The following is a 13337-nucleotide window of genomic DNA, read 5'->3' on the forward strand; positions in this document are numbered from 1 at the left end:
CTCCCTTGTTCGACCGTCGGTACGTCCACGGTACTCGTGGCGCAGGATGTCTCGACATCAAGATACATCGTCGGACCTGCGTGGAGCAGACTTCCGGTGTCCGCCCTGGAGGCACACCGTCAACTCATAGGAACGTCGCCTGCAATGGTCTTCCGCGGCCCCACCGCCGCGGACGACCCGGAAGGAGCGCGCGCCATGACCGCACGGCAGACCCCATCGGACTTCGGCTGGTCGCCGGAGGACCTGCGCTCCGCCTACGCCGTGGACGGCAGCGGGCCGTACCGCTACGCACCCGACGGCTCCGGGCCGTTCTCGTACGACGCGGACGGCTCGGGGCCCTGGCTCGTCGGCCCGTCACCCCGCCGCGGGTTCGCCCGGTTCGCGCCGCGTGAGCGGGGACCGGCGTCGCGGCTCCGGCGGATCGGGACCGCCGTCACCGGAGGCGCGCTCGCCCTCGTCCTCGCAGCGGGCAGCGTCGCCGTCGTCGCGCACGTCGTCCCTCCACACCACGGGGTCGAGGCATCCGCGGTCCACAGCCCGGAGCCGGATCGGACCTGACCCGACCCGGGGTGCCACCCTGGACGCGTGACCGAACTCCTCGTGGTCGGCGTCATCGCCGTCATCGCCATCGCGGGTGCCGCCGTGCTCGGCCCGCGCATCGGCGTCGCGGCGCCCCTCGTCCTCGTCGCCGTGGGCATCGTCGCGAGCCTGCTGCCGTGGATCCCGGACGCCCACGTCGAGCCGGAGTGGATCCTCGCCGGGGTGCTGCCGCCGCTGCTGTACTCGTCGGCGGTGTCGATGCCCTCGATGAACTTCCGGCGGGAGTTCGGCGCCATCAGCGGCCTGTCCGTCTTGCTCGTCATCGCGTCGAGCCTGGTGCTCGGACTCTTCTTCGCGTGGGTGGTGCCGGACCTCGGGTTCTGGTGGGGCTTCGCCCTCGGCGCGATCGTCAGCCCGACCGACGCCGTCGCGACCTCGATCGTGAAGCAGACCTCGGTGTCCCGGCGGGCGATCTCGATCCTCGACGGCGAGTCGCTCCTCAACGACGCCACGGCCCTCGTGCTCCTGCGGACGGCGATCGCCGCGGCCGCCGCGTCGTTCTCGTTCTGGGGCGCGCTCGGCGACTTCGCGAAGGCCGTCGCCATCGCCGTGGTCGTCGGCTGGTTCGTCGGGTGGCTGAACGTCTTCGTCCGGTCGCGCGTGCCCAGCGCCGCGGTGAACACGGCGCTGTCGTTCGCCGTGCCGTTCGTCGCCGCGATCCCGACCGAGCACTTCGGCGGGTCCGGGCTCGTCGCGGCCGTCGTCGCGGGGCTCTTCACGGGCATCGTCGGACCACGGAGGCTCCCACCCGGGCACCGACTGTCGGACGCGCAGAACTGGCGGACGATCGAGCTCGTGCTCGAGGGCGCGGTCTTCCTGACGATGGGGCTCGAACTCTCCGCGATCCTCGGGGACGTGCAGGACGACCACACCGGCATCGGCCCGGCGCTCCTCATCGCGGTCGGCGCACTCGTGCTGACCGTCGTCATCCGGGCCGCGTACGTCGTCCCGCTGCTGTTCGCCCTGTCCGCGAGCGCCAAGCGCGGAGAACGCATGCAGGAACGCTTCGCGGAGATGCACGCCGGCGACCGCGACGCGATGAGCGACGTCATCCGCGAGCACCGGCCGGGCAACCGTGCGCCGTCCGACCGGGAGCTCGACCGGTTCGCGGTGCGGGTGCGCCGGACCCTGGCGGACATCGCGTACTACACGAAGGCGCCGCTCGGCTGGCGTGAGGGCACCACCGTGGTCTGGGCGGGGATGCGGGGCGCCGTGACCGTCGCGGCGGCCCAGACCCTGCCACCGGGCACACCCGAGCGCTCCCTGCTCGTGTTCATCGCGTTCGCGGTCGCACTGCTCTCGCTCGTGGTGCAGGGGAGCACGATCGGCCCGATCGTCCGACGGATCGCGGCTCCCGCGCCCGACACCGCCGAGAAGGACGTCGCCGAACGCCGTCGACTGCTCGAACTCATGCGCACCGCTGCCGAGCAGGTCCCGGGCACGCATGAGGAGCCCCCGGCGACGCGCGAGGACCTCGAGGCAGCGGACCCGGTCGAGCTCAGAGCCTGGATGGGGCGTGAGAAGGCCCGGCGGCTCGCGGTGCTCGAGGCGCAGCGCTCCGCGATCCTCGACGCGCGCGACGACGGCACCTTCGACGCCGAGGTGCTCGAGTCGATGCTGCAGAACATCGACGCCGAACAGCTCGCGCTCGAACTCCGCGGTGCACCGACCCGCTGACGACGCGAGTGCGGACGGAGGTCAGTGCCCGATCGTGATGCGGAACACCCGGACCCCGGCCGCTCGCAGCCCGGCGAGCCCGAGGCGCATCCGGAAGCTCCGGAACGGCCGCGCGTTCCCGGACGGCGCCGAGGCCTCGCCGATCTGGTGCAGCACCTCGGAGGTCAGCGTCCGTTCGAGCTTCGGCGCGAGCCGGGTCACACCGGAGACCGTCACGACGATGCGGACGGCGTTCGGGGCGAGGAGCGGCGCGATCATCTCGGCCGCCTCGTGCGCCCGGTGGAACGCGGGGTCGTCTCCCGGTCGTCGGATGGCGATGACGGCCAGTTCCGCGTGCCCGGTCTCCCCGGGGTCCGGCAGGTCGTCGACCCCCACGACCCGCATCCGCGCGACGTCGACGCCGGCTCGCACGGCGGAGGCGCGCATCACCGGCAGGAGGTCCTGCGTGCCGGCGAGCACGACCTCGGCCGTCCGCAGGTCGATGGGTTCGTGCCGCTCGCGTGGCGTTCGGGCCATGTCCAGGGTCCTTTCCGCTCGCTCACTGCGGACACTACCGAGGACGGCGTCTGCGTGAGCGGGGCGGGCCGGGTGGATCAGGACCCTCCCAGCAGCGGAGGTAACGAGAAGATCACGGAGAACGCTGTACAAAGCAACAGAGTCGTGCAGAATGGTGGGCGGCCATGACGACTGCACCCGAACCCGACCAGCACCCGGCGACCCCGGTGGTGCACCTGTCCCGTCGCGCCGCGCTCGAAGCGGAGCGCGCCGCGGCCCGGAAGCCCGCCCGACGCGACCGCCCGGCGAAGGCCGACCGCCCCGCGAGGGCCGACCGCCCGGCGAAGGCCGTCGTGGGCCGCGCGGCGAAGCCCGTCGCGGGCCGGACGGCAGCCGTCGCCCGCGCGACGACCGAACACGGCGTCCGGAACACCCCCGACGCCCGTGTCCAGCGCGTCGTCCGCCGCCCCGGTCCCCGCGCGACCAGCGCACTCGTGAGCAGCACGGCGATCGCACCCCGCGCCTCCAGGCCGCAGCGCGCCACGCGCATCACCCTGACCAGCGCGCTCGCCGCCCTCGCGATGTTCGCCGCCTCGGCGATGCCCGCGCACGCCAGTGCCGGCACCTCGATGGCCACCTCGACCCTCGCGCCCACCGTGCGCACGCAGGACTACGCCGTGACCCAGGCCATCTCGGCCAGCGGGCTCGACCGCGACGAGTTCACGGTCGGCGGCGGCACCGCCGGTGCACCCGGCACCGCGGTGTCCTACGGCGGCGACGTCCGGTCGCCGTTCCCCGGTCCCGTCCGGATGAGCTCGGGCTTCGGCTACCGCTCCGCTCCGTGCGGTGCGTGCTCGTCCCTCCACCAGGGCCTCGACTTCAACCCCGGCATGGGCGCCCCGATCGGTGCCGTCGCCGCGGGCACCGTCCGCGTCTCGGGCACGTACTTCTCGTACGGCACCGCGGTCATCATCGACCACGTGATCGACGGGCGTGAGGTCTCCACCCTCTACGGCCACATGATCCCGGGCTCGTCCCCGCTGAAGGTCGGCGACACCGTCGAGGCGGGTGAGTTCATCGGGAAGGTCGGTTCCTCCGGCGTCTCGACGGGAGCGCACCTGCACCTCGAGGTCCTGATGGACGGCGTCACCCCGATCGACCCCGAAGCCTGGCTCGTGGCGCGTATCGGCAGGTCCCTCACCGCCTGATCCCAGCCAGCCTGTGCAGGATCACAGGCATGGACGATCACCACAGACCGCCCGCCCGCCGTCGATCCGCGGGGACTGCCCGCTGATGGGCGCCGACACCTGGATCGCCTTCGGGCTCGTGGTCCTGTTCGTGCTCGTCGGTGGCGTGTTCGCCGCCGCCGAGATCGCCCTCGTCTCCCTGCGCGAATCCCAGCTGCAGCAGTTGGAACGCCGCGGCTCGCGGGGCATGCGGGTCGCCGAATTGGGACGTGACCCGAACCGCTTCCTCTCCGCCGTGCAGATCGGCGTGACCGTCGCCGGGTTCTTCTCCGCCGCGTACGGGGCGTCGTCGATCGCGCCGGACGTCGCGCCGCTCTTCACCGGCCTCGGGCTCGACCAGGCTGCTGCGGAGACGGTGGCGCTCGTGTGCATGACCCTCGTCATCGCCTACCTCTCGCTGGTGTTCGGCGAGCTCGTCCCGAAGCGGCTCGCCCTGCAGCGCGCCGAGGGGTTCGCGATGGCCGTCGCACCGACGCTCGACCGGTTCGCCACGGTGATGCGTCCGGCGATCTGGCTCCTCTCGAAGTCGACCGACGCCGTGGTGCGGTTGCTCGGCGGCGACCCGGACGCCCGCAGCGAGTCGATGAGCACCGAGGAACTCCGTGGGCTGGTCGACGAGCACGAGGCGATCGACCCGCAGGGACGCCGCATCGCCCGGAGCGCGCTCGACGCCGGCGACCGGATCCTCCGCGAATCGATGCGCCCCTGGTACGACGTGTCGACGATCGACTCCTCCGCGACCATCGCCGAGGCGACCGAGCACGCCATCGACCAGGGCCACACCCGGTACCTCGTCACCGACGGCTCCCGGGACCACGTCGACGGCTTCGTGCACCTGCGTGACCTGCTCCGCCCCGCCGACCCCACCGCGCCCATCACGACCCTGGTCCGCCCGGTGCTCGCGCTGCCCGAGACGAAGTCCCTGTCCAGCGCGATCGCGGACATGCGCACCGAGGGGCACCAGATCGCGTTGGTCGTCGACGAGTACGGCGGGAGCGCGGGCATGGTGACGCTCGAGGCGCTCCTCGAGGACCTCGTCGGCCGCATCCGCGACGAGTACGACGAGCCCACGGCGGAGTCCGACGGGGTGGACGGTGCGACGGTGCTCGAGGACCTCGCGGCCGACGGCGGCCCGCTCCTGCCCGACGGCGACTACGAGACCGTGGGCGGCCTCGTGCAGGTGTTCCTCGACCGGGTCCCCGAGGTCGGGGACGTCGTGGACGCCGGGGGGCACCGACTGGAGGTGACCGCCATGGACGGTCACCGCGTGGCGCGCGTGCGGATCACGGCGGTCGTCACCGCGTAGCGGCCTGGAGGCCGCCCACCCGCGCACACCGCCCCGTGCCAGGTACTGGTGCCGGGTACAGCCAGTGCCTGCTTGGTACCGGTCACGCGACGTACCCTCGTGGCATGGGTATCGACGTGCGCAACGAGATCCGCGACTTCCTGTCCTCACGGCGGGCGCGGCTCACCCCCGAGCAGGTCGGCATGCCCTCGTTCGGTGGTGGGGTCCGGCGGGTCCCGGGGCTGCGTCGCCACGAGGTCGCCATGCTCGCGGGCGTCAGCGTCGACTACTACACGCGGCTCGAACGGGGCTCGCTCAAGGGCGTCTCGGACAGCGTGCTCGAAGGGCTCGCCGGCGCGCTGCAGCTCGACGAGGACGAGCGCGTGCACCTGTGGGACCTCGCGCGGCTGGCGAACTCCGGCGTGAAGGTGATGCACCGCAACGTCCCGACGCGCGTCCGTCCCGGTGTGCAGCGGCTACTCGACTCCATCACCGGTGCGCCGGCGTGGGTGCGGAACGAGCGCGGGGACGTCGTCGCGACGAACGAGCTCGGGCACGCGCTCTACTCGCCGATGTTCGCCGGCCCCGGACGCCCGGTGAACACCGCGCGCTTCACGTTCCTCGACCCGGCTGCGAAGGAGTTCTTCCCGGACTGGGCGCAGACCGCCCGGGACTCGGTGGCGATCCTCCGAGCCGCTGCGGTGTCGAACCCGTGCGAGCCCGGCCTCGTGACGCTCGTCGGCGAGCTGTCGACCCGGAGCGAGGAGTTCCGCACCTGGTGGGCCGCGCACGACGTCCGGATGCACCGCACCGGCAAGAAGCGGATCATGCACCCGATCGTCGGCGAGCTGCGGCTGGACTACGAGGCACTCGAGCTCGTGGCCGACCCGGGCCTCGTGATGTTCTCGTACTCGGCCGAACCGGGCAGCGAGTCCGAACGGTCCCTGGCCCTGCTCGGCTCGTGGGCGGCGACCGAGCGGGCCGAGCGCGACGTGTCCGTCCGCGAGTCCGTCGACTGAGGCCGATCGCGAGCAACCCCTGCCGGTGACCAGCGACCGTCCGTAGGCTGGGACGGTGACCAGGGCGACGGGGGAGACCGGTGTTCCAGCCGACGAGGGGCCGGAGCACCGGAAGTACCGCCGCCCGGAACCGGTCTTCGCCCGCGCGATCGCGAAGGCCCTCGGCGACCCGCGCACCGTGCTCGAGGTGCGACCCGCTCGGACGGCAGCGGCACCCCCCTCGTACGCGCCCGCGGATCGGCAGGTCACCACGGTGGCAGCGTCCGACGAGCCCCTGCCGTTCGCGGACGACTCGTTCGACGCAGCTCTCGCCGTCCTCGCCGTGCACGAGTGGAGTGACCTCGAGCACGGGCTGGCCGAGGTGCGACGGGTCACCCGGGGCCCGATCGTGCTCCTCGCCCGCGACCCCGACCGCGTCGAACAGTTCTGGCTCGCCGAGTACGCCCCCGATCTCCTCGCTGCCGAGGCCCGACGCCACCCCGCGCTCGCCCGGATCCGCGACGCGCTCGGCCCCGACACGGTGACCTCCGCGCTGCCGATCCCGTTCACCTGCGTCGACGGCTTCACCGAGGCGTACTACGCCCGACCGGAACGGCTCCTCGACGCCGGAGCCCGCCGCGCCGATCCGGTGTGGGACCTCGTCGACGAGATGACCGCCAGGCGCTCGGTCGCGGCGCTCCGGAACGCGATCGAGTCGGGGGAGTGGGACAGCCGGCACGGTGCGCTCCGCGTGCAGCCGTCGTACCCGGGCTCACTGGTGCTCGTCGTCGCTCCGACGTAGGGTGGTCCGGTGATCTTCCAGGAGGTGGTCGGCGCTCCCCTCGCCGACATCAGGGCGTGATGCCCCCGGTCGTGCCGTTCGGCGCGGCCGCCGTCATCGAACCCTGAACCCCTGCCCGGTGCGGCGCGCGTCCGCGTGCCCCGGGTCCTCCCGAAAGTGATCCACCATGCTGCCCATCAGCGAGAAGACCATCCGCACCACCTTCGTCAACGCCTCCCGGAAAGAGGTGGGTGACCTCACCCTCCCCGCCGGCTTCGACACGATCGACTGGGACGCGCTCGACTACCTCGGCTGGCGCGACCCGAAGATCGGACGGCGCGCGTACGCGGTCGTGCCGACGCTCGACGGGGAGCTCGTCGGCATCCTGTTCCGGCAGGCCGAGGCATCGTCGCGGTCCCGGGCGCAGTGCTCGTGGTGCCAGGACGTGAAGCTGCCGAACGACGTCGTGTTCTACAGCGCCAAGCGGTCCGGCAAGGCGGGGCGGAACGGCAACACCGTCGGCACGCTCGTCTGCCAGGACTTCCAGTGCTCGCGGAACGTGCGGAAGCTGCCGCCGCCCGCGTACGAGGGCTACGACGTCGAGGCCGCCCGCCTGCGACGGATCGAGGACCTGCAGCTGCGTGCGGCGTCATTCGCCGCTGAGGTCTAGTCCCGGCAGGTCGCCGTCCCAGCGTGACCAGCTGACGGCCTGAAGGCGCGGTGCGGGCCCGCCACGCGCCTCCAGGCCCACGGACCCGGCCGTTCCCGGGCCACCGGCCCGGCCGTTCCCGGGCCACCGGCCCGGCCGTTTCAGGCCGACCGGCCGCGTCGCGGGGGAAACCACCGCGAAACGCGGGTGAAACGAGCGTTCCATAGCGTGGCGACATGGACCTCGGTGCGCTCGACCACGCGACCGCCACGGACGCCGCAGCCGTCGTGCGGCGCTGGGCCGACGTCGACCCGTGGGTCGACGAGCTCGTCGCCGCACGCCCCCACGGCTCCGTCCCGGCCCTCATCGAGCGAGCCCGCGCGCTCGCCGTCGACTGGGGCGCGCGGGAACTCGACGCCGCGCTGGCGCAGCACCCGCGGATCGGTGACCGCGCCTCGGACGCGTCCTCGTCGAGGGAGCAGTCGGCGATGCGGACCGCTGCGGAGGACGTCACGGTCGCCATCGCCGAGGGCAACGCGGCGTACGAACGCCGGTTCGGCCGGGTGTTCCTGGTGCGGGCGGCCGGACGCACCCCCGACGAGCTCCTCGCCGAACTCGACCGCCGACTCGGGAACGACCCCGACACCGAGGTGACCGAGGCGGTCGCCGCGCTGCTCGACATCGCCGTGCACCGGATCCGCGCGACGTTCGGGGTCCCGCACCTCACGACGCACGTGCTCGACGCCACCGTCGGCGCTCCCGCAGCCGGGGTCGACCTCGTCCTCGGCACCGTCGACGGCGAGGTCCTCGCGACCGCCACCACCGACGCCGACGGCCGGGCCGCGCTCGGGCCGGACGTCCTGCCGCGGGGCGACCTCGTGCTCCGCTTCGAGACCGGCGCATACCACCGGAGCCGGGGCGTGCCGACGTTCCACCCCTTCGTGGTCGTGGCCTTCACCGTCAGCGGCACCGAGCACCTGCACGTGCCACTGCTGCTCAGCCCGTTCGCACACAGCACCTACCGAGGGAGTTGACCGATGCCAGACGTCTCCGTCCACCTGGGACCGAACAAGTACGGCAAGGCCGAGAACCGTCTCGTGCGGGTCACCCGCCACGGCGCCCGGCACGAGATCGCCGACCTCACCGTGACCTCGCAGCTCATCGGCGAAGCGTTCGCCGGGTCCTTCACCGCCGGCGACAACTCCCGCATCGTCGCGACCGACACCCAGAAGAACACGGTGTTCGCGCTCGCGAAGGAGCACGGCATCGGCGCTCCCGAGGACTTCCTCGCGCTGCTCGCCGACCACTTCACGGACGAGTTCGACTGGGTCGAGGGCGGGCTGTGGCAGGCGGAGGTGCACCCGTGGGAGCGCATCGAGGTCGACGGGCAGCCGCACGACCACTCCTTCCGGCGGACCGGGTCGGGCACACGCCTGGCGACCGTCCACGTCGAGGGTGGGGCTCGGCACGTCACCGGCGGCGTCAAGGACCTCGTCGTCCTGAAGTCGACCGGGTCCGAGTTCCACGGGTTCCCGCGCTCCCGGTTCACCACACTGCCCGAGACCACCGACCGGATCATGGCGACCGAGGTCACGGCGCGGTGGCGGTACCTGCCCGACGCGGTGGCCGCCGGGATCGACTACGACGCCCTGTACGAGGACGTCGTGCGGGTGATGCTCGAGCAGTTCGCGACGGTGCACTCACTCGCGCTCCAGCAGACGCTGTGGGAGATGGGCCGGGTGGCGATCTCGCTGCGTCCGGAGCTCGCCGAGGTGCGGTTCGCGATGCCGAACAAGCACCACTTCGTCGTGGACCTGTCGCCGTTCGGCATGACGAACGAGAACGAGGTGTTCATCGCGGCCGATCGTCCGTACGGGCTCATCGAGGGGACCGTCGTGCGGGACGGGATCGTCGAGGCGCCCGAGGCGTGGGAGCACCTGCCCGCCTTCGTCTGAGCGCAGGGCCGGCGTCCGACGCACCCGCCGCCCAGTCGCACGGTGCGAGGTCTGCCACGTGGTGCGAGGTCGCGCACCCCGCCGCCCAGTCGCACGGTGCGAGGTCCGCCACGTGGTGCGAGATCGCGCACCCCGTGCGGGGATACAGCACCGCACCAGGGACGCAACCTCGCACCGTGCAGAAGCGACCGGACCGTGGCCTGGAGGCCCGTGACGGCCTGGCACCGTGCCTCCAGGCCGCAGTCGGGGCACCCCGCACGGTGCGCGTCTCGTCGCCCCGCGCGATGTTGTGCACTCCGTGCGGGCCTCCAGGGCCGCAGGACGTCCGCAACCTCGCACCGTGCGAGCGCCGCCGCGCGGCCCCGCACGCCGCGCCGGCCGCGGCGCGCTCAGGCCGGGTCGGCCGCCCGCGCCTCCTCCGCCGACCGGGGCAGGGCGATCGGCGCGGTGGAGCGCACCCCGTCGTACGAGCCGACGGCCGGGTCCTCGCCGTACCGCGCAGCGACCGAGCGCGACCCGAGCAGCAGGTTCAGCAGGATCGCCGCGACCGCCCCGGCCGAGATGCCCGAGTCGAAGACCAGCGTGAACCAGGTCGGGAACGCGGCGTAGATCGAGGGCGCGACGGTCGGCAGCAGCGCGATCCCCAGCGGCAGCGCCACGACGAGCACGTTCCGGTTGTCGAACCGCACCTTCGAGAGCGTCCGGATGCCGCTCGCCGCGACCATGCCGAACAGCGCGACACCGGCGCCGCCGAGGACCGCGTGCGGGATCGCCTCGACGACCGCGGCGACCTTCGGTACCAGGCCGAGCACCACGAGGATCCCGCCGGCCGCCGTGGCCACGTACCGGGAGCGCACGCCGGTCAGTGCGACGAGCCCGACGTTCTGCGCGAACGCCGTGTACGGGAACGTGTTGAAGACACCACCGACCACGGTGCCGAGACCGTCCGCGCGGAGCCCGTCCGCGAGCGTCCGCTTCGAGACGGGACGGCCGGTGACCTCGCCGACGGCGATCATGTCGCCGGTGGTCTCGGTCATGATCACGAGGCCGACGACGAGCATCGACACGATCGACGCGACGTCGAACGTCGGCAGGCCGAAGTGGAACGGCGTGACGAAGGCGAACCAGGAGGCGTCGGCGATGCCCGAGCCGTCGACCATGCCGGGGACGAACAGTGCCGCCACGGTGCCGAGCAGCAGCCCGGACAGGACGGAGACGCGAGCGAGCCCCCGGGGCGCGAACCGCTCCACGAGGACGATCGCGAGGAGCACCCCGGCAGCGAAGGCCACGTCGAGCGGCTTCGCGGCACCGTCCTTCCCGCCGTCGGTGACCCACCCCGCCGCGACGCTCATCAGGGAGAGCCCGATGATGAGGATCACGGTGCCGGTGACGATCGGCGGGAACAACCGGACGAGCTGCGCGAACCACGGCGCGATCACGACCATGAACACGCCGCACGCGATGGTCGCCCCGTAGACGGCGGTGATCCCGTGCTCGGTGCCGATCGCGATCATCGGGCCGACGGCGGCGAACGTGACGCCCTGCACGAGCGGCAGCCGGACGCCGAAGCGCCAGAAGCCGACGGACTGCACGATGGTGGCGAGTCCGGCGACGAAGAGGTCGGCGCTGATGAGGAACGCCAGGTCGGCACTGCTGAAGCCGAGCGCCCCGCCGACGATGAGCGGCACGGCGATCGCTCCGGCGTACATCGCGAGGACGTGCTGCAGTCCGAGCGGCAGGAGCTTGGCGAGCGGTGGGACGGTGTCGACGCCGTCCTCGGTCGGTGTGGTGCGCGCTGGCTTCGTGGTCGTCATGGCGTCCCCTTCGAGCGGTGGTTTCCCTGTGCTCCGGACGCTATGCAGCCCCTGTTTCCCCGGGATGACGGGCGTGGGTCGCGTCGATCACGCGGCCCACGCCCGAAACGGTGGCGCCAACGGCCGGGAGGCGCGGTGCCAGCTGGCACCGCGCCTCCCGGCGTTCCGCTGGTCGCGTCAGCGGCCGATGGTCGACATGTCGGGGTAGCGGTCGCCGGTCGGGACCGGCAGCGACGACAGGCGCGTGATCTGGTCGTCGGTGAGGGTCAGGTCGGCTGCGCCGACGTTCTCCTCGAGCCGCGAGACCCGCTTCGTGCCGGGGATCGGGACGACGTCGTCGCCCTGGGCGAGCAGCCACGCCAGGGCCACCTGCGCCGGGGTCCCGCCGGCCTCGGTCGCGACGTCCTTGACGGCGTCGACGATCCGCATGTTCTCGGCGAACGCCTCCTCCTGGAAGCGCGGGTTCGCCCGGCGGAAGTCGTCGGAGTCGAGGTCGGACGGCTTCGTGATGGCACCCGTCAGGAAGCCGCGGCCGAGCGGGGAGTACGGCACGAGACCGATGCCGAGCTCGCGGAGGGTGTCGAGCACGTCGCCCTCGGGGTCGCGGGTCCACAGCGAGTACTCGCTCTGGAGCGCCGTGATCGGGTGGACGGCGTTCGCCTTCCGGATCGTCGCCGCGCTCGCCTCGGAGAGCCCGATGTGCCGGATCTTGCCCTCCTGCACGAAGCCGGCCAGCTGGCCGATGACGTCCTCGATCGGGACGGCCGGGTCCACGCGGTGCTGGTAGTAGAGGTCGATGTGGTCAGTGCCGAGGCGGCGGAGGGAGCCCTCGAGCGCCTCGCGGACGGACTCGGGGGCGCTCGAGATGCCGCGCTGGGTGCTCGGCTCGGCCTCGCCGGGCTGGTGGGTGATGAGGCCGAACTTCGTCGCGATCACGACGTCGTCTCGGCGGTCCCCGAGGGCACGACGGAGGAGGTCCTCGTTCGTGTACGGGCCGTACGCCTCGGCGGTGTCGAACAGGGTGACGCCGAGGTCGATCGCGCGGTGGATGGTGCGGATCGACTCGTCGTCGTCGGTGCCGGCGCCCGTGTAGAAGGCGCTCATGCCCATGGTTCCGAGGCCGACGGGTCCGACCTCGAGGTCTGCGAGCTTGCGTGTCTGCATGCTGCAGGTCTACTCCGGGTGCCTCGGTTGGAGGGAGGCACTGACCGGGCCGGTCAGGCAGCGGCACCGTTTGGTGCAGATCCTCCAAGGTGTTCCACGGCTGCCGTCCAGTGCTGGTGTGATCGACCGGTGAACCTGTACTTCCGGTTGTTCCTGCTCCAGCTGCGCATCCGACTCCGTCCGACCGTCCGCGGTCGTCGCCCGTCGCTGTGGGACGAGGCGCGCACACCGTTCCGCGTGACCCTGACGGACCTCGACCCGCTGCGCCACGTGAACAACGGCAAGTACCTGTCGATGCTCGACCTCGGTCGGCTCGACCTCATGATCCGCTCGGGGTTCTGGGCGGCGATCGCCGCGCAGGGCTGGTACCCGGTGGTGTCCGCGCAGACCATCACGTACAAGCGCTCCCTGACGCTCGGGCAGCGGTTCGAGCTCGTGACGCGGGTGCTCGGCGTCGACGACCGGGCCGTGTACCTCGAGCAGACGTTCGTCCGCCGTGGGACCGTCATCGCCCGGGCCGTCGTGCAGGGCCGGTTCCTCCGGAAGTCCGGTGGGACCGTGCCGCCGAGCGAACTGCTGGAGGCCGCCGGGGGTGCTCCGCACGACCTCGAGCTCCCCGAGTGGGTGCACGACTGGGCGGGGGCCACCCGGATCAGCAGCACAGCAGGGTAG

The 13337-nt window shown here is 72.4% G+C and carries 13 protein-coding genes and 1 pseudogene; 11 read left to right on the forward strand and 3 right to left on the reverse strand.

Features of this window, described 5'->3' with window-relative positions; genetic code table 11:
* Window positions 1-195: 195 nt before the first annotated feature.
* Together BLT36_RS02035 and BLT36_RS02040 are read left to right on the forward strand one after the other, a co-directional pair.
* The gene (locus tag BLT36_RS02035; protein ID WP_139166317.1) at window positions 196-558 is read left to right on the forward strand and encodes a hypothetical protein; all 363 of its coding nucleotides are present in this window, start codon (window positions 196-198) and stop codon (window positions 556-558) included.
* Window positions 559-585: 27 nt separating this feature from the next.
* Window positions 586-2277, forward strand: coding sequence for a cation:proton antiporter (locus BLT36_RS02040; RefSeq protein ID WP_092091489.1), 1692 nt, complete (start codon window positions 586-588; stop codon window positions 2275-2277).
* 21 nt (window positions 2278-2298) lie between these two features.
* Here the strand turns inward: BLT36_RS02040 and BLT36_RS02045 are convergent, their stop codons facing one another.
* A complete protein-coding gene (locus tag BLT36_RS02045; RefSeq protein WP_092091491.1) occupies window positions 2299-2793 on the reverse strand; it encodes a hypothetical protein in 495 nt (164 codons plus the stop codon).
* Window positions 2794-2957: 164 nt separating this feature from the next.
* Between BLT36_RS02045 and BLT36_RS02050 the strand changes: the two genes are divergently transcribed.
* From BLT36_RS02050 to pucL, 8 genes and pseudogenes are all read left to right on the forward strand, one after another.
* Window positions 2958-3980, forward strand: a complete 1023-nt coding sequence (locus BLT36_RS02050) for a M23 family metallopeptidase (protein ID WP_092091493.1) — start codon at window positions 2958-2960, stop codon at window positions 3978-3980.
* 85 nt (window positions 3981-4065) lie between these two features.
* Entirely contained in the window at window positions 4066-5325 is a 1260-nt protein-coding gene (locus tag BLT36_RS02055) for a hemolysin family protein (protein WP_092091495.1), read from the forward strand.
* Window positions 5326-5429: 104 nt separating this feature from the next.
* The gene (locus tag BLT36_RS02060; protein ID WP_092091497.1) at window positions 5430-6323 is read left to right on the forward strand and encodes a helix-turn-helix transcriptional regulator; all 894 of its coding nucleotides are present in this window, start codon (window positions 5430-5432) and stop codon (window positions 6321-6323) included.
* A gap of 55 nt (window positions 6324-6378) precedes the next feature.
* The gene (locus BLT36_RS02065; RefSeq protein ID WP_092091499.1) at window positions 6379-7104 is read left to right on the forward strand and encodes a class I SAM-dependent methyltransferase; all 726 of its coding nucleotides are present in this window, start codon (window positions 6379-6381) and stop codon (window positions 7102-7104) included.
* Between the two features lie 166 nt (window positions 7105-7270).
* Window positions 7271-7753 carry an FBP domain-containing protein gene (locus tag BLT36_RS02070; RefSeq protein ID WP_092091501.1) on the forward strand — a complete coding sequence of 161 codons (483 nt, stop codon included), beginning with the start codon at window positions 7271-7273 and terminating at the stop codon, window positions 7751-7753.
* A 215-nt stretch (window positions 7754-7968) separates the two neighbouring features.
* Window positions 7969-8427, forward strand: a pseudogene (gene uraD / locus BLT36_RS02075) (2-oxo-4-hydroxy-4-carboxy-5-ureidoimidazoline decarboxylase); the annotation flags it as partial.
* Window positions 8428-8766, forward strand: a complete 339-nt coding sequence (uraH, locus tag BLT36_RS18555; protein WP_175529561.1) for a hydroxyisourate hydrolase — start codon at window positions 8428-8430, stop codon at window positions 8764-8766.
* Window positions 8767-8769: 3 nt separating this feature from the next.
* Entirely contained in the window at window positions 8770-9687 is a 918-nt protein-coding gene (gene pucL, locus BLT36_RS02080) for a factor-independent urate hydroxylase (protein ID WP_092091503.1), read from the forward strand.
* 389 nt (window positions 9688-10076) lie between these two features.
* On the opposite strand, the gene BLT36_RS02085 is transcribed toward pucL, so the two are convergent.
* Together BLT36_RS02085 and BLT36_RS02090 are read right to left on the reverse strand one after the other, a co-directional pair.
* A complete protein-coding gene (locus BLT36_RS02085) occupies window positions 10077-11501 on the reverse strand; it encodes a nucleobase:cation symporter-2 family protein (RefSeq protein ID WP_254787280.1) in 1425 nt (474 codons plus the stop codon).
* 177 nt (window positions 11502-11678) lie between these two features.
* Complete coding sequence (locus tag BLT36_RS02090; protein WP_092091505.1) at window positions 11679-12665, reverse strand: aldo/keto reductase; 987 nt, start codon at window positions 12663-12665, stop codon at window positions 11679-11681.
* Between the two features lie 129 nt (window positions 12666-12794).
* Here BLT36_RS02090 and BLT36_RS02095 point away from each other — a divergent pair, with 129 nt between their 5' ends.
* Entirely contained in the window at window positions 12795-13337 is a 543-nt protein-coding gene (locus BLT36_RS02095; RefSeq protein ID WP_092091507.1) for an acyl-CoA thioesterase, read from the forward strand.

Source organism: Curtobacterium sp. UNCCL20 (assembly GCF_900101675.1).
Taxonomy (GTDB): domain Bacteria; phylum Actinomycetota; class Actinomycetes; order Actinomycetales; family Microbacteriaceae; genus Curtobacterium.

Bases quoted from the DNA above. Each gene is read 5' to 3' on its own strand.
- BLT36_RS02070 (WP_092091501.1), top strand. From the start codon at position 7,271: ATGCTGCCCATCAGCGAGAAGACCATCCGCACCACCTTCGTCAACGCC.
- BLT36_RS02035 (WP_139166317.1), top strand. From the start codon at position 196: ATGACCGCACGGCAGACCCCATCGGACTTCGGCTGGTCGCCGGAGGAC.
- BLT36_RS02090 (WP_092091505.1), bottom strand. From the start codon at position 12,665: ATGCAGACACGCAAGCTCGCAGACCTCGAGGTCGGACCCGTCGGCCTC.
- BLT36_RS02050 (WP_092091493.1), top strand. From the start codon at position 2,958: ATGACGACTGCACCCGAACCCGACCAGCACCCGGCGACCCCGGTGGTG.
- BLT36_RS02045 (WP_092091491.1), bottom strand. From the start codon at position 2,793: ATGGCCCGAACGCCACGCGAGCGGCACGAACCCATCGACCTGCGGACG.
- BLT36_RS02085 (WP_254787280.1), bottom strand. From the start codon at position 11,501: ATGACGACCACGAAGCCAGCGCGCACCACACCGACCGAGGACGGCGTC.
- BLT36_RS02060 (WP_092091497.1), top strand. From the start codon at position 5,430: ATGGGTATCGACGTGCGCAACGAGATCCGCGACTTCCTGTCCTCACGG.
- pucL (WP_092091503.1), top strand. From the start codon at position 8,770: ATGCCAGACGTCTCCGTCCACCTGGGACCGAACAAGTACGGCAAGGCC.
- BLT36_RS02055 (WP_092091495.1), top strand. From the start codon at position 4,066: ATGGGCGCCGACACCTGGATCGCCTTCGGGCTCGTGGTCCTGTTCGTG.